The organism is Ruegeria sp. D4 (genome assembly GCF_056534475.1).
Window position 1 is genome coordinate 223,830 of sequence record NZ_JBQFPJ010000001.1, and the last position, 23,265, is coordinate 247,094.

Sequence of the window (23,265 nt, forward strand, 5' to 3'; positions counted from 1 at the left end):
TTTACGACTAGCCTTCCAATGCCGCGACGCCGGGCAGGGTTTTGCCTTCCATCCACTCAAGAAACGCGCCGCCGGCGGTTGAGATGTAGGTGAAATCGCTGGCTGCCCCCGACGCATTAAGGGCGGCAACCGTGTCACCCCCACCAGCAACCGAGATCAGCTTGCCCGACCGGGTCAGCGCAGCCGCTTTAAGCGCTGCGGCGTTTGTGGCAGCGTCGAAGGGTTCCAGCTCGAAAGCACCCAGCGGGCCGTTCCAGATCAGGGTCTGGCTTTGCGCAAAGATTTCGGTGATGGCCGCGACACTTTCGGGGCCGGCATCCAGGATCATACCCTCCGGGGGGCATCCATCAGATGGCAGAACCTGATGCGGAGCATGGGCTTCGAACTTTTCGGCGACCACGATGTCGCGGGGCAGGACAATCGTGCAGCCCGACGTCTCCGCCTTTGCCAGAATTTCCGCAGCCGTGTCCTTCATCGCGGTTTCGGCCAGCGATTTCCCGACATCAATGCCCTTGGCGACAAGAAATGTGTTCGCCATACCTCCGCCAATGACCAGATAGTCGACCTTGTCGATCAGATTGCCCAGCAACTCCAGCTTGGTCGATACCTTGGCCCCACCGACAACGGCAGTGACGGGGCGTTTCGGTGAACCCAAGGCGCCTTCCAGCGCCTCAAGTTCGGCCTGCATCAGACGACCGGCGCAAGCGGGAAGCAAACGGGCAAGCGCCTCGGTCGAGCTGTGGGCGCGGTGCGCGGCGGAAAACGCGTCGTTGCAATACAGATCACCCAGGCGTGCCATACCTGCGGCCAGGTCCACATCGTTCTTGGTCTCTGCCGCATGGAAACGGGTGTTTTCCAACAGCAGCACCTGACCGGGCTTCAGTTCCTGCGCGGCCAGTTCGGCTTCGGCGCCGACGCAATCGGCGGCAAACAGAACCTCGGCTCCAAAAGCAGCCTCCAGGGTCGGTACCAGCTGTTTCAGAGACAGGCTCTCGCGGCGTTCACCGCCGGGGCGTCCGAAATGGGCCAGCAGGATAGGTTTACCGCCTGCGTTCAGGATATCGCGCACGGTCGGAACGATCCGCTGAATACGGGTTGCATCGGTCACGACGCCGTCCACGACCGGAACGTTGATGTCCACGCGCACCAGCACCCGTTTGTCGCCCATGTCCATATCGTCCAGCGTTTTCCAGCTCATCGCCCAATCCTCGTCATTTTTGAACCGATCTAGGCGGTTCTTTTCCTGCATTTTGCATTCAGGTCAATGCGTCACTTGGCATTCATGCGCCCGCATCATAGGTATTTGCGCAAGATAAACGACAGGAGGGCCAAATGGCCGAGATCAAGGATCCCGAAAACACCATCATCATCGAACTGAAGGATGGCAATGTCGTCATCGAGCTTCTACCGGACGTGGCGCCCCAACACAGTGAGCGGATGAAGGAACTGGCGCGTGCGGGCGAATACGACAACGTGGCCTTTCACCGTGTGATCGACGGTTTCATGGCGCAAACCGGCGACGTACAGCATGGCGACATGGAAGACGGGTTCAACCTGCGCATGGCAGGTACTGGCGGTTCGTCCCTGCCGAACGTTCCGGCGGAATTCTCGAAACTGCCCCACGACCGGGGAACACTGGGTGCCGCCCGGTCACAGAACCCGAACTCGGCGAATTCGCAGTTCTTCATCAACTTCAAGGACAATCATTTCCTGAACGGCCAGTACACCGTTTACGGCCGCGTTATCGAAGGCATGGAGCATGTCGACGCCATCACCCGCGGCGAGCCGCCTGCAAGCCCCGACCGGATGGTCAGCGTAAAGGTGGCGGCCGATGCATAAGCTGGCGGCAGTTTTTGCTCTGATTGCCGGCCCGGCGCTGGCAACCGGGCTTGAGATCGAAGTCGAAGGTCAAGGGGCCAATGGCACCATCACCATCGACCTGTTCGACGACGTAGCCCCCAAACATGTTGAACAGATCGCGGCGCTGGCCAGCGAAGGTCAGTATGACGGTGTGATCTTCCACCGTGTGATTGACGGGTTCATGGCACAGACGGGTGACGTGCATTTCGGCGATCAGAACTCTGATGAGTTCAACGCGGGTTTGGCCGGGCGCGGCGGTTCCAAACGTCCGGACCTGCCTGCCGAGTTTTCGGACGTGACGTTCGATCGTGGCGTTGTAGGCATGGCGCGGGGTAAAAACCCCAACAGTGCCAACTCGCAATTCTTCATCATGTTCGAGCCCGGTCCGTTTTTGGATGGCCAGTACACGGTCGTCGGAAAAGTCACGGACGGTATGGATGTTGTTGATGCGATCAAACGCGGTGAAGGGCAGAACGGTGCCGTCATCGGGCAGCCTGACGTGATGAAAAAAGTCACCGTGACCGAGTAATACCTCAAACCCGGCGCTGTTTCGCGCCGGGTTTTCCCATTCCGCTACCCATCGATGAAATCGTGGATCGCACGGTATGAGCTTCCGGCGCCTGAAACGAAGCGAAGTGGCTTACATCTTTCAATGTCAACATTGCAGCAGCAGGGATCGCATCGGCGATTGCCTGTGAAAAATCCGTCAGGATAGCCTCCTTGAATGGTGCGCCGGTTCTGACGGCCCATGATTTTGGCTGATGATGTCGACAGAATTGGGTGCCAGCGGCAGCTTCTTTGCCCCGATCCGGTGCATTCAATTTTGCGTGTATCGGTCTGGTCCAAGGGGGAAAGCTGCGTCAGCATGTCAGAACGTCAAGAGGTGGGCTGATGCGCGTTCTCTTTACATGTGCGTTGATGATTTGGGCCACGGCCACAGGAGCCGGCCCTGATGAATGGCGTGCGGAATGGCCGGAGACCGATTTCAGAAAATCCGCAGTAACGAACTGGTCGGAAATCCGGTCCGGTGGCCCACCGAAAGATGGGATTCCGGCATTGGACGATCCCGGCTTTGTCCGCGTTTCCAGCGGCTCGCTTGCAGATGTCGAACCTGTGATAACTGTGGAACTGGCGGGAGCCGCGCCACGCGCCTATCCAATCCGCTATCTGATGTGGCATGAGATCGTGAACGACCGTATCGGCAGCACCCCCATCGCCGTTACATTTTGCCCGCTTTGCAACTCGGCCATCGTGTTTGATCGGCGATTGTCCAATCGTGTGTTGAGTTTTGGCGTCACCGGCAAACTGCGTCATTCCGATATGGTGATGTATGACCGCGAAACCCAAAGCTGGTGGCAGCAGGCGACGGGTCAGGCCATTGTCGGACGCATGACAGGTCGCGAACTCAGGACTTTGCCGGTTTGGATGGAAAGCTGGGCCGATTTCAGCGCCCGCAATCCCGACGGGCTGGTGATGGCAGAACCCGCCTACAACCGCGACTATGGGCGGAACCCCTATCGGGGCTATGACACGTCGCGTCGACCGTTTCTGTACTCCGGACAAGACCCGCCGCACGGTATCCCACCGCTTGAACGGGTCGTTCGGGTGGGGGACAAGGCGTGGCCCCTAACGCGCCTGAGCGAAGAACATGAAGTGCAGGAAGCGGGGCTGACGATACGGTGGTCACCGGGTCAGGCCTCGGCGCTGGACACGGGACGGATAGCAAAAGGGCGTGATATCGGATCGATCCGCGTGCGGGATGACAAGGGCAGGGACGTTGTCCATGATGTCATGTTTGCCTTTGCCTTTCATGCCTTCTGGCCGAACGGGCAATGGATGGTCGGAGGCCGCCCTTAACGGTCTCCGACAGAATTCGCCCTAGTCTTCTGGGGACATTACTTTCCAGATTACCGCTCCGATCGCGGCCCCGATCAGCGGCGCGACCCAGAACAGCCACAGCTGCGCCAGCGCCGGACCATCCGCAAACAGCGCCACACCGGTCGACCGCGCCGGGTTGACCGACGTATTCGTGACCGGGATCGAGATCAGGTGGATAAGAGTCAGGCCCAGACCGATTGCAATCGGGGCAAAACCCGCAGGCGCGCCGGCAGATGTCGCACCCAGAATGATCAGAATGAAGAACGCCGTCAGAACGATCTCGATGATTAGTGCAGACATCATCGAATACCCTTCGGGCGATGCATCACCGTACCCGTTCGATGCAAACCCGCCCACGCCTTCAAAACCGGGTGCGCCGCTGACGATCATATACAGAACAATCGCCGCAACAATCGCGCCAACCACTTGCGCGACCCAGTAGGGCAACAGATCCTTGGCCGGAAACCGGCCGCCAATCATAAGCCCCAGGCTGACGGCAGGGTTGAAATGTCCGCCTGAAATATGCCCGACCGTATAGGCCATTGTCAGCACGGTCAGGCCGAACGCAAAGGAAACGCCCAGCCAGCCAATACCAACATCAGCTACACCTGCAGCAAGTACCGCACTGCCGCACCCGCCCAGCACCAACCAGAAGGTGCCGAAAAACTCTGCCATTAGTTTTGATGACATCAAAAGTCCTCCAGAAAACAATGATTTTCAGGTTAGTTCAAAAAACACGTTTTGTGAAACTAGTGAAATCGGAGAGCTTTTTTGCGAAACCGGACCGTACTTAACAGACTGTCGAGGACGCCCTGGCTTCGCTGCTCATTCGCCTGAGCATAGAGGGCGCGAAACCCGCGTCGTGTTAGTATCCTGAGCTGATGTTCTATTGACCGCCAGTTGCCGACTGCAGCACGCACATCACATCCGAGGCCCGAGATATTGTGTAAATTCCTGATGAGTGTTTCTGTGACGGGACCTCGGCAGTAAGTCTTATTCAGTCGTTTGCGATCAAGGTCAAATCTTGGATGGGTCAAAAACAGAAAATGCCAACTAGTGCAAAACTTCCCAGAGACCATCCGTTCGCCGGTGTCATCGAAGATGCATATCGCGTTTTTTCCTACCCCAAGCCAACACGAACCGGCGTCTGCGAAGGGTGCTGCATGGAGGCGTCCATCGAAGCGGATTTCTTCAATCCGGATATTGAAGACCTGCCTCTGCACTATATTCGGGATTGGTTCTTTGCGGCATGTGATCCGAAAGGCGTCGATAAGACAATTTGGGCCTATCTCCTGCCAAGTATACTGGAAGTTCTGGCATGTGATGAAGACGTCAGCTCGAACGGGCTTGAAGTCAGCCTGAGCCGGTTTGAAACCGGCAACCCGGATAACTGGTCAGCCGAGGAATGGAATGTGCTCGATCGGTTTCAGCGCCTCTTCCTGATGCGCGAGATCGACCGGCAAGGGCATGATTACCTGGATGATACGATCTGTATGTTCAACCTGGGTGGGTGGCCATTGGAAACCCTGCTGGCGCAGGTTGCGGATGTTGCCGATGACAAGCTGGTCTGCCGTTTCTGGAACGACTGGTGCGCCGGTCGCGTACCTGGTCGCGAGGCGATTTGGATCACCGCCTTTTGGCCAAGCCCGAACAACTCCAGAATATTCGACTTCTACACATCAAAAGAGATGCATCAGAGGTTTGAGAAGTTGGCTTTTGCAGACGACACCAAGGCAGAACTTGCCGAAAAGGCAATTGCAGTTGCGGGAATCATAGAAACCAATGCCACGTGGAACCAGCGTGAGACCTAGAAGGCCCAGATGCAGTCAAAGAAAAACGCCGCAGTGTTGCTGCGGCGTTTTCCAGACATTTTCTGTTTCAGCAGAGGTTACTGGCTGACTTCCGCTGCCGGGTTAGCACCCGACTTGCCGCTGCGGCCAGGGTTCAGCGGGTCGTCCTGACGCTGCACCGAACCTTCGAAATGCGCACCGCTTTCGATGGCGATGGTCTTGTGAATGATGTCGCCTTCAACCCGTGCGGTCGAAGTCAGGCGGACCTTCAGGCCGCGGACCCGGCCGACAATGCGGCCATTGATCACCACGTCATCGGCGGTCACTTCACCCTTGATGGTGGCCGTCTCGCCAATGGTCAGCAAATGGGCGCGAATATCGCCTTCGACGGTGCCTTCCACCTGGATGTCGCCGGACGTCTTGATGTTGCCTGTGATGTGCAGGTCCGACGACAGAACCGAAGCCGGTGGCTTCGGCTTGGGCGGAGTGCTGGCCTTGGTCTCCGTTGAGGTGGGTGCTGCCGGTGTTGCCGGGGCGGCCGGCTTGGCCGCTTCAGGTGCCTTGGAACCGGGCTCGTTGATTTTGCTCTTAGAAAACATTTCTCGCAGCCTTGATGTAAGTCATTGGGTTCACAGGTCTCCCGTTCGACCGCACCTCATAGTGCAGATGCGTGCCGGTTGACCGTCCGGTGCTACCCATATCAGCAATATGATCCCCGCGCGAGACCCTTTGACCGACCTTCACGCGGATCTTTGTGTTATGAGCGTAAAGTGTCTCAAGTCCGAACGCGTGCTTGATCTTAACCAGCCGCCCAAAGCCTGATTGCCAGCCCGCATGGGTGACAACGCCATCGGCCGTGGCAAAGATATCCGTGCCGTGCGGTCCGGCAAAATCTGCACCATTGTGCATGCGGCGCCCACCGGTTTTGGGGTCACGACGGGTGCCATACCCACTGGTGTATCGCACCGCGGCACGCACCGGGCTCGCAAAGGGCGCTTTTTCCGCCGCAATACGGTAGAGGTTCAACTGGTCCATCTGCTGCAGCAGACGGTTCGCGCGGATTTCTTCCGGAGATAACTCCTCACCGCGCGTGCTGAAGGATAAAGGGGTCAGCGGACCGCCCATACCGCTATATCCGCGCCGGACCTCTTCGATGATACGGTCTGTGGGCATACCTGCCTGCTGGAACATCTTATCCAGTGGCTCGACAGAAATGACCATCGCTTCTTCCAGTTGCCGGAAAATCTCGTCGCTGCGCTCCTGCATCAGGCGAATTTCCAGTTCAAGCTCGTCACGCTGATCCAACGCATCGCGGGCATTGGCGGCGATCTGATCGCGTTCCTGCGCCGTCCGCGCCAGCGCTTCGGTCATGAAATCCATTTGCGCGGGGTTCGCGGCAGCGGCCATGTAGACGTCGCCCCCATCGGTGCCCTGTTGCACTTGGGCCAACTCGGTTCGCGCCTCTTCGCGCTGCTTCATCGTCGCGCGCAACGTGGTCTGGATCACGTCGATCCCGGTTTCCAATTCGCGGCGGCGGTTTTCCGATGCCAGAAGCTCTGATTGCATTACGGAAATCTGCTCAAGCGCGGCGTTGAACCGGTCCTGCGCGGCCAATGCCTCCTGCGCGCGCGCGTCGCGTTCTTCCGAGATGATATTCAGCCGTTCCTGATATGTCGCCTGATCGCGCCTTGCCTGATCGCGGAAATTGCCCGACCCGATACTGTCCATCAGCAGGATCGCCGTGGCAACGGCGGTCCAGCCGACCATGATGGCCACACCGGCAACCGCCGCAATCTGGGTTTCGGAACTCAGCCGTATGAACCGGGTGTCCTGGTCGGATTTCAGAAAAACTCTGCGCTCGGGAAAGTGCCGCTCGAGCAGTGAGTGAATTTTGATTGCCAGACGTGTTCGCACGCGTCTTCCCTCTCTCGTCCCCATTTCCGGGATCGGTCGTGAGTGATAGCCGTCCCTTGGGCGAAGTGCATAGAGGGCCGGTTCGATTTGGGCAAGTTTGTTGACCGGAGAGACAACTTAACAGCCAGTAACGGGCCAATTGTCGGCGGGATTTTGCCTAAACAGCCGCATTGGCCCCCAGATCATGTGCTTCCCGGCAATGGCATCTCTTCAGTGAGGGGCCAGTAAAAATCCGGAGGCAGTCCCGCTTCGGCGCGTTTCTCTTCGTTGAAAGGTGGTTTCAGGGCGCCATGAAAGTAGCGCCGGACAAGCTGGTGGAACACGTCTTTTGGGTCGGCGTTTTCGCGTCCACACAGAAAATGAAACCATTTCGAGCCGTACGCCACGTGGCCGACCTCTTCGGCATAGATCACCTCAAGCGCGGCGATGGCTTCATCTGCACCAGCCTTGCGGAAGATTTCGATCATGCCCGGCGTGACGTCCAGACCACGTGCCTCCAGCACCATTGGCACCACGGCCAGCCGCCCCATCAAATCGTCGGCCGTATCTTCAGCCGCGCGCCACATTCCGGCATGGGCGGGCAGGGCGCCATAGAAACTGCCCATCTGTTCAAGGCAATCACAGACCATTTCGAAATGGCGCGACTCCTCTTCGGCGCATTTGACCCAATCGTCATAAAACCCGATCGGCATGGAGATGTGACCGAACCGGGCGATGATATCCCAGTGGAGGTCCACTGCATTCAGCTCGATATGGGCCACTGCGTGTAACAGCGCGATGCGACCGGCCTCGGAGCCGGGGCGGCGTTTGGGTACGTCGCGCGGCGACCGAAGTTCGGGCTTTTCAGGCCGTGCCGGGTTCAGAGGTGGCGTGGCGGTGCCGATTTCAATCCGCGGCGCTTCACCCTTGCGGGCAGCAAACCATGCGGCGGCATGGCGCTTGGAAAGCGCGGTCTTGGCCCGCCCATCTGCCGTGTTCAGAACTTCGGTCGCCATCGTCGTCAGCGTGTCGGACACGTGTATCCTCCGCAGTAGCCTGGTGTCGCGCGGTTGATAGACCGTATGGTCGCCTGGGTCGAGGGGGCCGAACCTAAAGTGCGCGTACAGCCTCCAGCACCTCGTCGACGTGACCGGGCACCTTGACCTTGCGCCAGACCCGGGCGATCCGACCATCAGCGTCGATCAGAAAGGTTGATCTTTCGATCCCCATGGATTTGCGCCCATACATGTTCTTTTCCACCCAGACCCCGTAGTCCTCGCAAGTGGTCGATCCCTCGTCTGACAACAGCGGTGTGGTCAGTCCATGCTTGGCGACGAATTTGTCGTGCTTGGCCACACTGTCCCTCGAGATGCCGAAAACTTGAGCGCCAGCTTCCGCAAAGCTCTGAAGTTGTTCCGAGAAACCGATGGATTCCTTGGTGCAGCCCGGCGTATCATCACGGGGGTAAAAGAATAAGACGACGGCTTGGCCGCGCAGGTCCGACAAGGTAATTTCACCGCCTCCGTCCCGTGGCAGGGCGAAATCGGGGGCTATGTCTGAAACATCGGGCATTGGAAACTCCGTTGAATTGGTCAAGTTCGGTTTAGCGGACTATAGGGCGGCACGAGCAGGTTGAAAGGTGTAGTGAACGCTTTGACGGAAAACGAAGAACAGCAGACCGGAGAGGCCAGCCAGCCTCCACGCCGGCGGTCACGTCGCCGCGCCGCCAGCCTTTGGGCGATGCGGGGTGTCGCGCTGTTGGTTCTGTTGGGTCTTTTCACCGGATTCATGGTTCTGGGCCAGACGATGCATGCGCCCGCCTGGCTGCGCGACCGGGTCGAAGAACGTCTGGAGAGGACGCTGGGCGGGCTGCAGATCCGCTTTGGGGATGTCACTTTCGTTATCCACGAAGGGTGGCGACCCAGATTGCGGCTGAGCGACGTAAGTATCAGCGATGCGGCAGGTCAGCAAATCGCACAGGTTTCTGACTTGCAGGCCAGCCTGGCGATGCGCCCCCTGTTGCGCGGTAACGTGCGGCCCAAGCGTATCATGCTCAGCGGTGCCCAGATCGACCTGACCCGGGGGCTGGACGGTGCGCTGACACTGACCGTCGGCTCCGGCAGCGCGCCGGTTCAAGAGGCGCCCGATCTGGCACAACTGATCGAGGAAGCCGACGAGATATTCCTGTCGCCGCTCCTGTCCGCTCTGACGTCGGTGGAACTGGATGCGATCACTCTGGGCTATCAGGATTTGCGCCTGGGCCGGTCCTGGGTTCTGGACGGGGGCCACATTCAGGCCATTCGCAGCGCGGAAGAGATGCGGCTTGCCACCGGGTTTTCGGTACTGACCGGGCGCGATTACGCCAGCACGATCGAGGCAAATTACACAAGTACACTGGGTTCGCCGCAGGCCAGTTTCGGCATTTCCATTACTGATCTGCCCTCCGAGGATATTGCCGGGCAAAGTCTGGCACTGTCGTGGTTGCAGGTGCTCAAGACCCCGATCTCTGGCGCGTTGCGCGGCAGTTTCGATACCGAAGGTGCTTTGGGTCCGGTGTTTGCAACGCTGAACCTCGGGGCGGGTGCTGTGCAGCCTACAGCAGATATCAAACCGATCCCGTTTGAAGCCGCGCGCACGTATTTCACCTACGATCCCAAAGGCCAGACGCTGGATTTCAACGAGGTGTCCATCGAGTCGGCATGGGGGTCCGTACATGCCGACGGCAAGGCGTTTTTGCACGGTCTGGAAAATAATGTGCTTGAAAGCCTGTCATCGCAGCTGAGGCTGAGCGCCATCCGGATCAACCCGGCCAATCTGTTTCCCAAGACGCTCGAACTGTCGCGTGCCGAGCTTGATTTCCAGATGAAGCTTGCCCCATTTCGCCTGCGACTTGGCCAAATGGTGATTGAGGATGGCAGCCACCGTTTGCTTGCGTCGGGTCGGCTGGAAGGTCTGACCGAAGGCTGGGCCGGAGGGCTGGATGCTCATCTGGATAAAATGCCGTCCGACGATCTGTTGAACTATTGGCCCGAGCATCTGGCCCCAAAACCCAGGAAATGGGTTTCCGAGAACGTCTACCAAGGCAATCTTTCGAACGTGGATTTTGCTTTGCGGCTGCAACCGGGAGCTAAGCCCGATATCTATCTGGACTTCGGGTTCAGTGAAACGACTGTCCGATTTGCAAAAACGTTGCCTCCGGTCCAGGACGCACAGGGGCAGGCAAGCCTGCTGAGCGACCGGTTCACCGTGACCGCGCAAAGTGGGGTCGTGATCCCTGACGTAGGTGGGCCCGTGGACGCATCGGGCACGTCCTTCATTATTCCTGATACAGGTATCAAGAAGTCCTCTCCGGCCATCGCACGTATTCAGGCAAGCGGCAGCACAACGGCGGCCCTGTCACTGCTGGAGCGCCCACCATTGCAACTGATGAGCAAGGCAAATCTGCCGGTTGAACTGGCGGATGGCGACCTGAAGGTTGAAGGCACGCTGGCCTTGCCAATGCACAAGGGGCTGGATTTTGACGATACCGAGTTTCATTTCATCGGTGAGCTGGGAAACCTGTTCAGCGACCGGCTGGTGCCTGGTTTCACCGTCAGCGCGGATCGTCTGACGCTGACCGGTGATCAGAACGGCATTGCCATTGAAGGTTACGGTTTGTTCGGTGCTGTGCCGGTACAGGCGCGCTGGAACCAGCCGATTGTCACCGGCGGTGCGCAGCGCAGCACCTTGAGCGGCCAGATTGAACTCTCACCCCGCCTTATGGATGAACTCAAGGCCGGCCTGCCAAACGGGATGCTGACCGGGCAGGGGACGGCCGATTTCGATTTGGGCATCGGTGGAGGAGAGCCGCCAAGGCTGACGGCGACGTCTGATCTTGTCGGCGTTGGTCTGGCGGTACCGGAACTTGGCTGGCGTAAAGCTGACGGAAGCGCGGGCACGATGGATGTCGAAGCGACGCTCGGCGATCAGTTGAAGGTGGATCAGTTGCAGATCGACGCAGCAGGGCTGCGCAGCAAGGCGTCGATTTCGTTCCGCGAAGGGGGGGCGTTCGACCGGGTCAGCTTCAGCTCGTTCGATTTGGGTGATTGGCTGGCCGTGCCTGCCGAACTGATCGCGCGCGGGGCCGGGGCCCCGGACATTCGGGTGCTGGGCGGTGTCATGAACATGGCAAAGGCAACCTTTGGCCAAAGCAGTGGCGGTGGTGGTGCAGGGGCAGGGCCAAGACTGAACGTCGCGCTGGATCGACTGCAGATCACGGAAGCCGTTGCATTGACCGGTTTCAAAGGCGCGTTTGCGACAACCGGGGGCGTCAATGGCGGTTTCACTGCACAGGTCAATGGCGGGGCGACCGTACAGGGTCAGGTCACGCCGCGCGCGGGGCGCAGCGCCGTTACCCTGAAATCACAGGACGCGGGGGCGGTTTTGCGCTCGGCCGGGGTGATAACGCAGGCGCGGGGCGGAGGATTTGACCTGCAACTTGAGCCGGTTGCAGGTCCCGGAAATTACGACGTTATCCTAAAGATCGTAGATACGCGGATCAAGGATGCGCCAGCCATGGCGGCGCTTCTGAATGCAATAAGCCTGGTGGGGCTGGTGGATGAAATGGCAGGGCAGGGCATTTTCTTTTCGGCAATCGACAGCCGGATGCGGATCACGCCGACAGAGATCAAGGTGCTCAGCGGCAGCGCGGTTGGGCCGTCGATGGGCCTGTCTTTTGACGGAAGCATTGATACTGTAGCCCAGCGACTGAATTTGCGCGGGGCGATCTCACCCATCTACCTGGTGAATGCCATCGGTAGCGTTTTGACCCGAAAGGGCGAAGGTGTTTTTGGCTTCAACTACACACTGAAGGGGCCGCTGAGGAATCCCAAGGTTTCGGTGAATCCTTTGTCGGGTCTGGCGCCCCTGTTTCTGCGGGACCTGATGCGTGCCCCTGCACCCACCGTGTCGGATGGCCCGAATGCCCAGGCACCCAAGCCGGATGAGCCCAAACGCACCTACGGTTCTCCCCCAAAAGATCATTGAACGCAACTGTGGCCGAATCTATCGCGGCCTTGTATGGCGCGGCCATGAAACTCAGCGATTTTGATTTCCATCTGCCCGAAGACCTGATTGCCACGCGGCCCGCCAGCCCGCGTTCCTCGGCCCGTTTGCTGGTGGCGCAGGGGGATTCAATTTCTGACGGGCATGTGTTCGATCTGCCCGATTGGTTGCAGCCCGGCGACAGGCTGGTACTGAACGATACGCGCGTGATCCCCGCACGCCTGAACGGACACCGCCATCGCGACAGCGCGCAGGGGCCGGTATCGGCCGCGATCCAGGCGACTTTGCTGGATCCGCAGTCCGATGGCACATGGTCCGCTTTGGTCAAACCGTTGAAGAAGGTGAAGCCGGGTGAGGAAATCCGCTTCTCGGACCAACTGAGCGCGACGCTGGAGACCGTCGCAGACGGACAGGCCTTTTTACGCTTCAACCTGACGGGCCAGGATTTCGATGCGGCGCTTGAACAGGCCGGTGCGATGCCTTTGCCCCCTTACATTGCAGCGAAACGTCCGGCGGACGATCAAGACAAGACCGATTATCAGACGATCTGGGCCAGAAATTCGGGCGCGGTGGCCGCGCCGACCGCGTCGTTGCATTTCGATGAACCCTTGATGCAGGCGCTGGCGGACCGGGGTGTTTCGATCACTCATGTCACTCTGCATGTCGGGGCCGGAACCTTCCTGCCAGTCAAGGTCGAGGATGTCAAAACCCACAAGATGCATGCAGAATGGGGCAGGGTCAGTGCCGAAGCCGCCGCCGATATCCGGGCGACCAAAGCCGCGGGCGGGCGGGTCATTCCTGTGGGAACCACTGCATTGCGTCTGATCGAAAGCGCGGCCCGAAATGGCGAGATCGAAGCCTGGGAAGGGGATACGGATATCTTCATTTATCCCGGCTTTCGTTTTAACGTCACAGATGCGCTGATGACCAACTTCCACTTGCCGAAATCCACTTTGTTGATGCTGGTTTCGGCCCTGATGGGACAGGATCGGATGCGCAAGGTCTACGCGAACGCAATCGCCCGGAAGTATCGCTTCTTTTCGTACGGAGACGCGTCGCTTTTAATCCCGTGAATGGCGCGTTCGCTGGATCAGGCGCTGGCAATATCATAGACAAGCACGATCAGAGTGTTTTTTGATCTGACTGCGGTGCGGACAGATAGATTGGCAATTTTCGGAGGCCCCGATGCTTCAGGTTCTTTCCAGCGCATGGGCGCTTCTTCTCGGTATGGGGTTGCTGATGATCGGCAACGGCCTGCAGGGTACAATCCTGGGTGTCCGCGGCGAAATCGAAGGGTTCTCGACCCTCGAGATGTCCTTTGTTATGTCGGCATACTTCCTTGGATTTCTGGGTGGGTCCCGTCTGGCGCCAGAAATGATCCGGCGAGTTGGCCATGTACGTGTTTTTGCGGCGCTGGCCTCGTTCATCTCGGCTGTGATGATCATGTACCCGATGCTGACCGATCCGATCGCCTGGATTCTCGGGCGCGTCGTAATCGGTTTCTGCTTTTCCGGTGTTTATGTGACCGCTGAAAGCTGGCTGAACAACGCGGCCAGCAATGAAAACCGCGGGCAGGCGCTGTCGCTGTATATGATTGTGCAGATGGCGGGGATCATCAGTGCTCAGGCCCTTATGCTGGTCGGCGACCCGGCAGGCTATGAGACATTCGTGATCGCATCGATCCTTGTTTCGGTCTCCTTTGCGCCCATCTTGCTGTCGATTTCACCAACCCCGGCATTTGACACCGCCAAACCCATGACGTTGCTTCAGCTAATGGGGATATCACCCCTGGGCTGCGTGGGCATGTTCCTGCTGGGTGGCGTCTTTTCAGCTCAGTTCGGCATGGCCGCCGTTTACGGCGCGCGGGCAGGGCTTTCGCTGGTCGAAATCTCGACCTTTGTCGCCTCGTTTTATATCGGCGCGATGGTACTGCAATACCCGTTGGGTTGGTTTTCCGACCGTATGGACCGGCGTGTGCTGATCCTTGTCGTCGCAACGCTGGGTGGCTGCGGGTCAACAGTGGCCATGCTTTTCGGCGTATCGTTTCCAATCCTTCTGGGCGCGGCCTTCCTGATCGGCGGAATGTCCAACCCGCTTTATTCCCTGCTGATTGCCCACACGAACGACTTCTTGGACCACGATGACATGCCCGCCGCATCCGGCGGTCTGGTGTTTATCAACGGGCTTGGAGCAATTGCAGGCCCGCTGATCACCGGTTGGCTGATGGGCGATGCGATCTTCGGGCCACCGGGCTTTTTTCTGTTTATTGCCGCACTGTTATTCGTGATGGCCTTCTATTCGCTATACCGTATGACACAGCGCGCTTCTGTACCGGTCGACGAAACTGGCACCATGTCGACCCTTTACCCGACGGCTTCGCCTGTGGCGTTTGAATTGGCGCAGGAGGTTGCCATCGAAGCCGCCGAAGCCGAGCAGGCTGAGCGGGTTGATGCCTAGGACACAGATTTATGTCGCAAGTGTTGCAATATGTTACTGTAACACTTCTGTAAAACGGCCTTAAATGACGTTACGTCCTTGGGGAGGACAATGCACGGAGTGACGGCAATGGTTACGCCTGAAGAAGTATTGAGTTTTTGGTTAGATGAAGTTGGCCCCGAAGGATGGTATATTCAGGATGACGCGCTGGACGCGAAAATCCGGGACAAGTTCTTAAAAACCTGGGAAGCCGCGAAAGAGGGCAAGTTTTCTCTTTGGCTCACCTATCCCAGCGGTGCTTTGGCCTACATCATTTTGACGGACCAGTTCCCGCGAAACATGTTCCGGGGCTCTGGCAAGGCATTCTCGACGGATCGTGCAGCGCTGGCGGCTGCGAAATGTTCGGTCGACAAAGGCTGGGATCTGAAGATTGATGAACCCGCCCGGCAGTTCTTTTATCTTCCGATGATGCATTCGGAAAATCTGTGTGATCAGGAACGGTGTGTACGCCTGATTTGTCAGAACCTCAGCGAATGCAACCCGGGCAACCTGTTGCACGCGCGCGCGCATCGCGAAGTTATCCGCAAGTTTGGTCGCTTTCCCTATCGCAACGAAGCGTTGTCGCGGCAGATGACGGAACATGAGGCCGCTTATGTAAGCAAAGGTGGCTACGGGTCCACCGTTCGCGAATTGCAGGCCGCAAGCTAGGACGCAGGTTTACACTCACGGATCGCGATGACTCTGTCGGCGATAGCGTCGGCAGATGTATGAATTGCATTGTTGATCAAATCGTCCGGGGACTCTGACAGATCAGTGAAGCGCTCCTGAACCAATTGCAGACGATCCTGTGTTTCTTGCAACCGATCCAGTGCGGTTGTCACGCGAAGTTTTACTGCGCTATCCAGAACGTCACCATTTACATGGATCAGTGTCAGTTCATCCCGCAACCCCTTGATCTCATCCCTGATACCTTGTGCCTGTTCCTGCAGGGGCGCCACGACCTGCAGCTTTTCAGCAAACCCGGTTGTTATCCCTTCGAGGGTTGAAGCCAGTTTCCATCCCAAAAACAGGCACAGCGCCAGCAGAAGCAAAGTCGCGTTCAGCAGGGCAAGTACAAGATCTTTAAGCGTTTTGGCCATGAGGCATCTTTCTATAGAAGCTTGATCAGGAAAGGCCGGAGAACTCCGCCGCTTTTGTTCTAACGCCCGTTCTTCCGTCGGTATAGGCAGAAATCCGCGCCTTTCGATTTGGGTGACCGTGCGTCGCTTTTGTCGCGGAGACGGTATATTGATGCATTGCGGAGAATAGTTTAATGGTAAACTAATTTTCAATCGACCTGCGCCGAGAGGAACACATGGCAGCACAATCTTTTGATCTGATCGTAATCGGTGCCGGTCCCGGCGGATATGTCGCTGCCATTCGCGGCGCACAGCTGGGTCTGAAAACCGCTGTTGTCGAACGTGAACATTTGGGGGGAATCTGCCTGAACTGGGGATGTATCCCGACAAAGGCGCTGCTGCGGTCTTCCGAAGTTTTCCACCTGATGGAACGCGCGAAGGATTTCGGCCTGAGCGCAGATAAGGTCGGCTATGACCTCGACGCGGTTGTCAAACGCTCGCGCGGAGTTGCAGCCCAACTGTCGGGCGGAATTGGACATCTTCTGAAGAAAAACAAAGTCACCGTCGTGATGGGTGAGGCAACAATCCCTGCCAAAGGGAAAGTCAGCGTCAAAACCGACAAGGGGACCGAGGAACTGACCGCCAAGAATATCGTCCTGGCCACCGGTGCCCGTGCGCGCGAACTGCCGGGCCTCGAGGCCGACGGCGATCTGGTCTGGACATACAAGCATGCGCTGCAACCACCGCGGATGCCGAAAAAGTTGCTGGTCATTGGTTCCGGCGCAATTGGCATCGAATTTGCCAGCTTCTACAACACGTTGGGTGCCGACACGACCGTAGTTGAAGTCATGGATCGGGTTCTGCCGGTTGAAGACGCGGAAATCAGCGGTCTGGCGAAGAAGGCATTTACCAAGCAGGGCATGAAGATCATGGAAAAAGCCATGGTCAAGCAACTGGATCGCGCGAAGGGTAAAGTCACGGCCCATATCGAGGTCAAGGGCAAGGTCGAAAAGCACGATTTTGATACCGTGATTTCTGCCGTGGGCATTGTCGGAAATGTTGAAGGCCTGGGGCTCGAGGCGCTGGGCGTCAAAATTGACCGAACCCATGTTGTGACGGATGAATATTGCCGCACCGGAGTCGATGGTCTTTATGCGATTGGTGATATCGCCGGTGCGCCCTGGCTGGCGCACAAGGCCAGTCACGAAGGTGTCATGGTCGCAGACTTGATCGCAGGTCAGCACGCACACCCGGTGAAACCTGAGAGCATTGCGGGATGCACCTATTGCCAGCCGCAGGTTGCATCTGTCGGCTATTCTGAAGCCAAGGCAAAGGAACTTGGGTATGACGTAAAAGTCGGCCGCTTCCCCTTCATCGGCAACGGCAAAGCCATCGCTTTGGGTGAACCGGAAGGTCTGATCAAGACCGTATTCGATGCCAAAACGGGTGAGTTGCTGGGGGCCCATATGATCGGCGCGGAAGTTACCGAACTGATCCAGGGCTATGTTGTGGGGCGTCAGTTGGAGACCACGGAAGAAGATTTGATGAACACGGTCTTCCCGCATCCGACCCTGTCAGAAATGATGCATGAGAGCGTTCTCGATGCCTATGGGCGTGTAATCCACATGTAGCGCATCAGGGGGCGCTGCCCCCGCCGCCCTATAGGCGACTCCCCCGGGATATTTTGAGCCAGATGAATGAAGGATCCCCTGTTCATCTGGCCCCAAATATCCCGGAGCGCGAGGCAGAGCCTCGCCTAAAACCGGTTCAGCGGGTCAGGGCGTCAAGAATACGGGCCCATGAGCGGATGCCTTTGTGAAAGCTTTTCACATCGTATTTTTCATTCGGTGAGTGAATAGCATCATCGTCATTGGCATACCCGACCAGCATCGAATCCAATCCCAGAACCGTATCGAAATAGCCAACCACAGGGATCGATCCGCCCATGCCGGTGAAGACCGCTTCGCGATCCCATTCATCCGAAAGCGCGCCGCGCGCCGCTTCGAATTCAGGGCGGTCAAGGTTCATGACCGAAGCAGGGGATCCTTCCAGATCGTTGTCCCAGATAACTTTGGCATCGGGTGACAGGCGGTCTTCGACATGTTTGCGGATTTTGTTGCGCAACGCGTCAGGGTCCATGTCGCCCACCAGACGGCAGGTGATTTTGCAATGCGCCTCGGACGGGATAACGGTTTTCGATCCCGCGCCGTTGTAGCCCCCCCACAACCCGTTCACCTCAAGCGTTGGGCGCGCCCATTGCTGTTCCAGCGTGGAATAACCCTTTTCACCATGCGGCTGTGTGTACCCGACCGAGTTCAGGTATTCGGCTTCGTCAAATCCGCAGCCCTCCCACTGGCGCAACTGTTCGGCGGGAACTTCGTGGACGCCCTCATAGAAGCCATCAACCGCAATGCGTCCAGTTTCATCGTCATAGAAAGAGGCGACGATTTTCGACAGCTCCCGCAAAGGATTCAGGCCCGGGCCGCCATAGTGGCCCGAGTGCAGATCGATGCGGGGGCCGACGATGGTGAATTCGTCTTTCAGCATTCCGCGCAGCTGCGATGCAATCGAAGGCACACCGCGCGATACCATGGATGTGTCGCAAACCAGGGCCAGGTCAGCCTGCAATTCCTTTTTGTTGGCCTCAAGGAACGGCACCAGCGATGGCGATCCAGACTCCTCTTCACCCTCGAAAAAGAATGTTATGCGGCAGGGCAGTTTCCCGTGAACCGCTTTCCAGGCGCGGCAAGCTTCGACAAAGGTCATCAACTGGCCCTTGTCGTCCGAAGAGCCGCGCCCGCGAATGACCTGACCATGTTCGGTGTCTTCCAGCGCCGGGTCGAAGGGATCGCGGTTCCAGAGGTTCAGCGGGTCGACCGGCTGCACATCATAGTGACCATAGAAAAGAACATGCGGGGCGTCATTGTCGTCACCAACATGACCGACAACCATGGGGTGACCAGGTGTCACGCGTTTTTCGGCGTCGATACCGATACTTTGCAGGTCGGATACCAGCCAGTCTGCCGCCTGATCGACCTTTTCCTTGAAGGCCGGGTCTGTCGAGATCGAGGGGATGCGAAGAAACTCCATCAGACGGTCGATAGAAGTGGTCAGATCGTCGTCGATCCTGCTCAGAACAGCGTCAAGCGGCATTGCTTTCTCCTGAATGGTTGTGAATTTGCGCGGAGCCTACCAGTGCTGGCCGCGCCGTCCAGTGTGTATCGACGGGAATTTGGTCTATACTGATGAAATCGAAGTGCCAAACACGGCGGCCTGCGTCGTTTCCTCGCGTCTGATGGCCGTAACTTTACTTGTCTGCCGTTGTGATAGGGGATAGTTGATGCAAATCAAAGTGGCCCGCCCCGCAACACGGATAGGCAGACGGGGTAGGAACCTGGCCGCTATGGCCTGAAAAGGTGCCAGTTGATAAAGTAAGTTACCCGGTTGTGGACGACCAGATCGGGGTGCAAGGAGAGACCGGTGGATTATACAGCTCAGCTCGATTCAGCGATTGCCAGGCTACATGAAGAAGGGCGCTACCGGACCTTTATCGACATCGAGCGTCGCAAGGGCCATTTTCCCCATGCTGTACGCAATTGCCCGGATGGCTCGCAGCAAAACATCACTGTTTGGTGCGGCAACGATTATCTGGGGATGGGCCAGCACCCGGTCGTTCTGGACGCCATGCACGAGGCGGTGGATGCAGCCGGAGCAGGCTCGGGCGGAACGCGCAACATTTCAGGCACGACGGTCTACCACAAACGGCTGGAAGCTGAACTGGCTGACCTGCACGGCAAGGAAGCTGCGCTGCTGTTTACCAGTGCTTATATCGCCAACGATGCGACGCTCAGCACGCTGCCGAAACTGTTCCCCGGTCTGATCATCTATTCCGATGCGCTGAACCATGCCTCGATGATCGAAGGCGTGCGCCGCAACGGCGGGGCCAAGCGGATCTTCCGTCACAACGACGTCGCACATCTGCGTGAGCTGCTGGAGGCTGACGACCCGGCCGCGCCCAAGCTGATTGCATTCGAATCCGTATATTCAATGGACGGCGATTTTGGCCCCATCGAAGAAATCTGCGATCTGGCCGATGAATTCGGCGCGCTGACCTATATCGACGAAGTGCATGCGGTTGGCATGTACGGCCCGCGCGGCGGTGGCGTGACCGAGCGTGATCGCCTGGCGCATCGCATCGACATTATCAATGGAACGCTCGCCAAGGCTTATGGTGTGATGGGTGGGTATATCGCCGCCAGCGCAAAAATGTGCGATGCCGTGCGTTCTTATGCGCCGGGCTTCATCTTCACCACCTCTCTGCCGCCTGCGGTTGCAGCCGGGGCGGCGGCTTCGGTCGCTTATCTCAAGCGGGCGCCCGAACTGCGCGAACAGCATCAGACGCAGGCAAGCATCCTCAAGCTGCGGCTTAAGGGGCTTGGTCTGCCATTGATCGATCACGGCAGTCACATTGTTCCGGTGATTGTCGGAAATCCGGTACACACGAAAAAGCTGAGCGATATGCTGTTGGACGATTACGGCATTTATGTGCAGCCAATCAATTTCCCAACTGTCCCCCGTGGAACCGAGCGTCTTCGGTTTACCCCTTCTCCAGTGCATGGTCCGAACGAAATGGACCGCCTTGTACACGCTATGGACGAACTTTGGTCACATTGTGCGCTAAATCGCGCCGAACTTGCAGGTTAATCTAACACCAAAGTGTGCAACGTGTTTGACGCGTGTTAAGCTAACGGCAACAAAAGCATCGGACGAATCGTTTTGGGGATGATTCGCCGTTAGCGTGAAACACACGCGAAGGCAGAATGGGGCAGCAGGAATGATTGGGCGCAGATCTCAGCGCGATTCCGAACAGGATACCGACGTCAGACCGAAGGGTTTTGACGACTACGAGGTTCGGCTGGGTGATGTGATGCGTGGCGAACGCGCCACAATGGGCAAGTCGCTTCTGGATGTTCAGCGCGAGTTGCGGATCAAAGCCAACTACATCGCTGCGATAGAAAACGCCGACCCTGACGCCTTCGACACGCCCGGCTTTATCGCCGGGTATGTGCGTTCTTACGCGCGTTATCTGGGTATGAACCCGGATGATACCTTCGCCGCGTTCTGCCAGGAAAGCGGGTTCGAGGTTGCGCACGGCATGTCGGCCGAAGCTTCGGTCATCCGCAAGGGTACAGGCAATCTGCCATCCCGGGGACCGATGGGCCGTGACCCGTTTATTTCTCCGAACACACCGTATCTGCCCGGCAGGGAATCGTTCGTAAGTCAGATCGAGCCGCGCGCCATAGGATCTTCACTGGTTCTTGTGGCTGTCATCTGCGGCATTGGATATGGCGGCTGGTCGGTTCTGAACCGGATTCAGCAGGTTCAGGTCAGCCCGGTCGAACAGGCACCGGTGGTTCTGTCCGACCTTGATCCCTTGGATGCTGCGCGTTCGAAAGAAGATGTTCAGGAAGTGGCGGCACTGGAGACACCCAGCGCCGAGGCACTGGACCGCCTTTATCGCCCGCAGGCTTTGGACGTTCCAGTTCTGGTCGCGCGTGACGCACCGATTTCGACCCTTGATCCGCGGGAAGTGGGCGCGTTCCGCCCGCCGGAGCTGCCCGAAATTCAACTGGCCGAGGTTCACACTGTCGAACGCCCCGCGCTGCCGCAGGTGGTCGAACAGATCGACACCACCCTCAAGATCGTAGCTGTGAACCCATCGTGGATGCGGATCACGGCGGCGGATGGCAGCATTCTGTTCGAAGGGACGCTGGGCACGGTCGAAAAAGGCAGTACATTCGAAGTGCCGCTGACCGAAGAACCGCCTCAATTGCGGGCAGGGGCATCGGGCGCGGTTTACTTCTCGATGAACGGTGAACACTTCGGTCCTGTTGGGGCACCCGGTACAGTCACCAAGGGTGTCGTGCTGTCGAAAGACGCGGTGGCAGAGCGGTTCCAGGTTGCCGACCTTGAGGCAGAACAGAACAGTGCGCTCAAGCAACTGGTCGCCGAGTTGCAGACGCAGGCGGCGGAAACCCCGTCCGAGTGATCTTGCCATTGCGATAGCCCCGTTGCCGGACTATCTAAAGTCGCAACTCTGGCTGTTCTGGACCCGTCCTCATGTCGCTCAATCACGTTCGTCCGTGGCGTAACATATACCGCCGCAAATCCCGTCAGATCATGGTCGGAGATGTCGCCATAGGTGGTGATGCACCGATCGCGGTTCAGACGATGACGAACACCCTGACAACGGATGTGGCGGCCACTGTGGCACAGGTGCAAGCCGCAGCCGAGGCCGGCGCGGACATCGTGCGGGTGTCGGTCCCGGATGAGGCGTCATCGAAAGCGCTGAAAGAGATCGTGCGCGAAAGCCCGGTACCGATTGTGGCAGATATCCACTTTCATTACCGCCGCGGCATCGAAGCCGCCGAAGCCGGCGCTGCCTGCCTGCGGATCAACCCCGGCAATATCGGCGACGAGAAGCGGGTGAAAGAGGTTATCAAGGCAGCCCGCGACCACAATTGTTCGATCCGGATCGGCGTGAACGCAGGTAGCCTGGAAAAGCACCTGCTTGAGAAATATGGCGAACCATGCCCCGAGGCGATGGTGGAAAGCGGGTTGGAGCATATCCGCATCCTGCAGGACAATGATTTCCACAACTTCAAGATCAGCGTAAAGGCCAGCGACGTGTTCCTGTCCGCAGCGGCCTATCAGGGCATTGCCGAAGCAACGGACGCCCCGATTCATCTGGGGATCACCGAAGCTGGCGGACTTGTCTCGGGTACAATCAAATCCGCAATCGGTCTGGGCAACCTGTTGTGGATGGGCATTGGTGACACGATCCGTGTCAGCCTGTCGGCTGACCCGGTCGAAGAGGTGAAGGTAGGATACGAAATCCTGAAATCGCTGGGCCTGCGCCATCGTGGGGTGAACATCATCTCGTGCCCCTCCTGCGCGCGCCAGGGGTTCGACGTGATCAAGACAGTCGAAGCGCTGGAACAGCGTCTTGAACACATCAAGACCCCGATGAGTCTTTCCATCATCGGCTGTGTCGTGAACGGCCCCGGAGAGGCGCTGATGACCGATGTCGGCTTTACCGGCGGCGGGGCAGGCTCGGGCATGGTCTATCTGGCCGGCAAGGCCAGCCACAAGATGTCGAACGATCAGATGATCGACCATATTGTTGAACAGGTCGAGAAGAAGGCGGCTGAGTTGGATGCCGCACAGGAGGCCGCCGAGTAAACCAG

General features: G+C 58.1%; 20 protein-coding genes. 12 read left to right on the forward strand and 8 right to left on the reverse strand.

Annotation, left to right across the window (positions count from 1 at the left end; all coding sequences use genetic code 11):
- Window positions 1-7: 7 nt before the first annotated feature.
- Window positions 8-1,198, reverse strand: coding sequence for a phosphoglycerate kinase (locus tag ACR0MI_RS01145; protein ID WP_170610301.1), 1,191 nt, complete (start codon window positions 1,196-1,198; stop codon window positions 8-10).
- Between the two features lie 134 nt (window positions 1,199-1,332).
- Between ACR0MI_RS01145 and ACR0MI_RS01150 the strand changes: the two genes are divergently transcribed.
- The 3 genes from ACR0MI_RS01150 to ACR0MI_RS01160 all read left to right on the forward strand — a co-directional run bounded on the left by ACR0MI_RS01150 (window position 1,333) and on the right by ACR0MI_RS01160 (window position 3,717).
- Window positions 1,333-1,839 carry a peptidylprolyl isomerase gene (locus ACR0MI_RS01150; protein WP_170610303.1) on the forward strand — a complete coding sequence of 169 codons (507 nt, stop codon included), beginning with the start codon at window positions 1,333-1,335 and terminating at the stop codon, window positions 1,837-1,839.
- Window positions 1,832-2,389: a peptidylprolyl isomerase gene (locus ACR0MI_RS01155; RefSeq protein ID WP_170610306.1), complete on the forward strand. Its 558-nt coding sequence runs from the start codon at window positions 1,832-1,834 to the stop codon at window positions 2,387-2,389. Before ACR0MI_RS01150 ends, ACR0MI_RS01155 begins: the two co-directional genes overlap by 8 nt.
- A gap of 362 nt (window positions 2,390-2,751) precedes the next feature.
- Window positions 2,752-3,717, forward strand: coding sequence for a DUF3179 domain-containing protein (locus ACR0MI_RS01160; RefSeq protein WP_170610309.1), 966 nt, complete (start codon window positions 2,752-2,754; stop codon window positions 3,715-3,717).
- A gap of 21 nt (window positions 3,718-3,738) precedes the next feature.
- On the opposite strand, the gene aqpZ is transcribed toward ACR0MI_RS01160, so the two are convergent.
- Window positions 3,739-4,428: an aquaporin Z gene (gene aqpZ, locus ACR0MI_RS01165; RefSeq protein WP_170610312.1), complete on the reverse strand. Its 690-nt coding sequence runs from the start codon at window positions 4,426-4,428 to the stop codon at window positions 3,739-3,741.
- A gap of 356 nt (window positions 4,429-4,784) precedes the next feature.
- Here aqpZ and ACR0MI_RS01170 point away from each other — a divergent pair, with 356 nt between their 5' ends.
- Complete coding sequence (locus ACR0MI_RS01170) at window positions 4,785-5,549, forward strand: hypothetical protein (RefSeq protein ID WP_170816584.1); 765 nt, start codon at window positions 4,785-4,787, stop codon at window positions 5,547-5,549.
- A gap of 77 nt (window positions 5,550-5,626) precedes the next feature.
- On the opposite strand, the gene ACR0MI_RS01175 is transcribed toward ACR0MI_RS01170, so the two are convergent.
- The 4 genes from ACR0MI_RS01175 to ACR0MI_RS01190 all read right to left on the reverse strand — a co-directional run bounded on the left by ACR0MI_RS01175 (window position 5,627) and on the right by ACR0MI_RS01190 (window position 8,993).
- Window positions 5,627-6,127 (reverse strand): bactofilin family protein, encoded by a 501-nt coding sequence (locus ACR0MI_RS01175; RefSeq protein WP_170610317.1) that lies wholly within the window; start codon window positions 6,125-6,127, stop codon window positions 5,627-5,629.
- A complete protein-coding gene (locus ACR0MI_RS01180) occupies window positions 6,117-7,442 on the reverse strand; it encodes a DUF5930 domain-containing protein (RefSeq protein WP_170610319.1) in 1,326 nt (441 codons plus the stop codon). The genes ACR0MI_RS01175 and ACR0MI_RS01180 overlap by 11 nt, the downstream gene beginning before the upstream one ends.
- A 182-nt stretch (window positions 7,443-7,624) precedes the next feature.
- Window positions 7,625-8,437, reverse strand: coding sequence for a ferritin-like domain-containing protein (locus tag ACR0MI_RS01185; protein WP_170610934.1), 813 nt, complete (start codon window positions 8,435-8,437; stop codon window positions 7,625-7,627).
- A gap of 94 nt (window positions 8,438-8,531) precedes the next feature.
- Window positions 8,532-8,993: a peroxiredoxin gene (locus ACR0MI_RS01190; RefSeq protein ID WP_170610321.1), complete on the reverse strand. Its 462-nt coding sequence runs from the start codon at window positions 8,991-8,993 to the stop codon at window positions 8,532-8,534.
- Between the two features lie 72 nt (window positions 8,994-9,065).
- On the opposite strand from ACR0MI_RS01190, the gene ACR0MI_RS01195 reads away from it, so the two are divergent.
- The 4 genes from ACR0MI_RS01195 (at window position 9,066) to ACR0MI_RS01210 (ending at window position 15,608) form a co-directional block, all read left to right on the forward strand.
- Window positions 9,066-12,446: a YhdP family protein gene (locus ACR0MI_RS01195; protein ID WP_480853423.1), complete on the forward strand. Its 3,381-nt coding sequence runs from the start codon at window positions 9,066-9,068 to the stop codon at window positions 12,444-12,446.
- Window positions 12,447-12,490: 44 nt separating this feature from the next.
- A complete protein-coding gene (gene queA / locus ACR0MI_RS01200; RefSeq protein WP_170610938.1) occupies window positions 12,491-13,537 on the forward strand; it encodes a tRNA preQ1(34) S-adenosylmethionine ribosyltransferase-isomerase QueA in 1,047 nt (348 codons plus the stop codon).
- Between the two features lie 112 nt (window positions 13,538-13,649).
- Entirely contained in the window at window positions 13,650-14,921 is a 1,272-nt protein-coding gene (locus ACR0MI_RS01205) for an MFS transporter (RefSeq protein WP_170610327.1), read from the forward strand.
- A gap of 108 nt (window positions 14,922-15,029) precedes the next feature.
- A complete protein-coding gene (locus ACR0MI_RS01210; RefSeq protein WP_170610329.1) occupies window positions 15,030-15,608 on the forward strand; it encodes a DUF924 family protein in 579 nt (192 codons plus the stop codon).
- Here ACR0MI_RS01210 and ACR0MI_RS01215 read toward each other — a convergent pair.
- Window positions 15,605-16,039, reverse strand: a complete 435-nt coding sequence (locus tag ACR0MI_RS01215; protein ID WP_170610332.1) for a hypothetical protein — start codon at window positions 16,037-16,039, stop codon at window positions 15,605-15,607. The genes ACR0MI_RS01210 and ACR0MI_RS01215 overlap by 4 nt on opposite strands.
- A 215-nt stretch (window positions 16,040-16,254) precedes the next feature.
- Here ACR0MI_RS01215 and lpdA point away from each other — a divergent pair, with 215 nt between their 5' ends.
- Window positions 16,255-17,649: a dihydrolipoyl dehydrogenase gene (gene lpdA, locus ACR0MI_RS01220; protein WP_170610335.1), complete on the forward strand. Its 1,395-nt coding sequence runs from the start codon at window positions 16,255-16,257 to the stop codon at window positions 17,647-17,649.
- 136 nt (window positions 17,650-17,785) lie between these two features.
- Here lpdA and ACR0MI_RS01225 read toward each other — a convergent pair whose 3' ends face one another.
- Window positions 17,786-19,171: a dipeptidase gene (locus tag ACR0MI_RS01225; protein ID WP_170610338.1), complete on the reverse strand. Its 1,386-nt coding sequence runs from the start codon at window positions 19,169-19,171 to the stop codon at window positions 17,786-17,788.
- A gap of 327 nt (window positions 19,172-19,498) precedes the next feature.
- Here ACR0MI_RS01225 and hemA point away from each other — a divergent pair, with 327 nt between their 5' ends.
- The 3 genes from hemA (at window position 19,499) to ispG (ending at window position 23,260) form a co-directional block, all read left to right on the forward strand.
- A complete protein-coding gene (gene hemA / locus ACR0MI_RS01230) occupies window positions 19,499-20,722 on the forward strand; it encodes a 5-aminolevulinate synthase (protein WP_170816582.1) in 1,224 nt (407 codons plus the stop codon).
- 130 nt (window positions 20,723-20,852) lie between these two features.
- Complete coding sequence (locus ACR0MI_RS01235) at window positions 20,853-22,067, forward strand: helix-turn-helix domain-containing protein (RefSeq protein ID WP_170610344.1); 1,215 nt, start codon at window positions 20,853-20,855, stop codon at window positions 22,065-22,067.
- 71 nt (window positions 22,068-22,138) lie between these two features.
- Window positions 22,139-23,260 (forward strand): flavodoxin-dependent (E)-4-hydroxy-3-methylbut-2-enyl-diphosphate synthase, encoded by a 1,122-nt coding sequence (gene ispG, locus ACR0MI_RS01240; protein WP_170610347.1) that lies wholly within the window; start codon window positions 22,139-22,141, stop codon window positions 23,258-23,260.
- The last annotated feature ends 5 nt before the right edge of the window (window positions 23,261-23,265 follow it).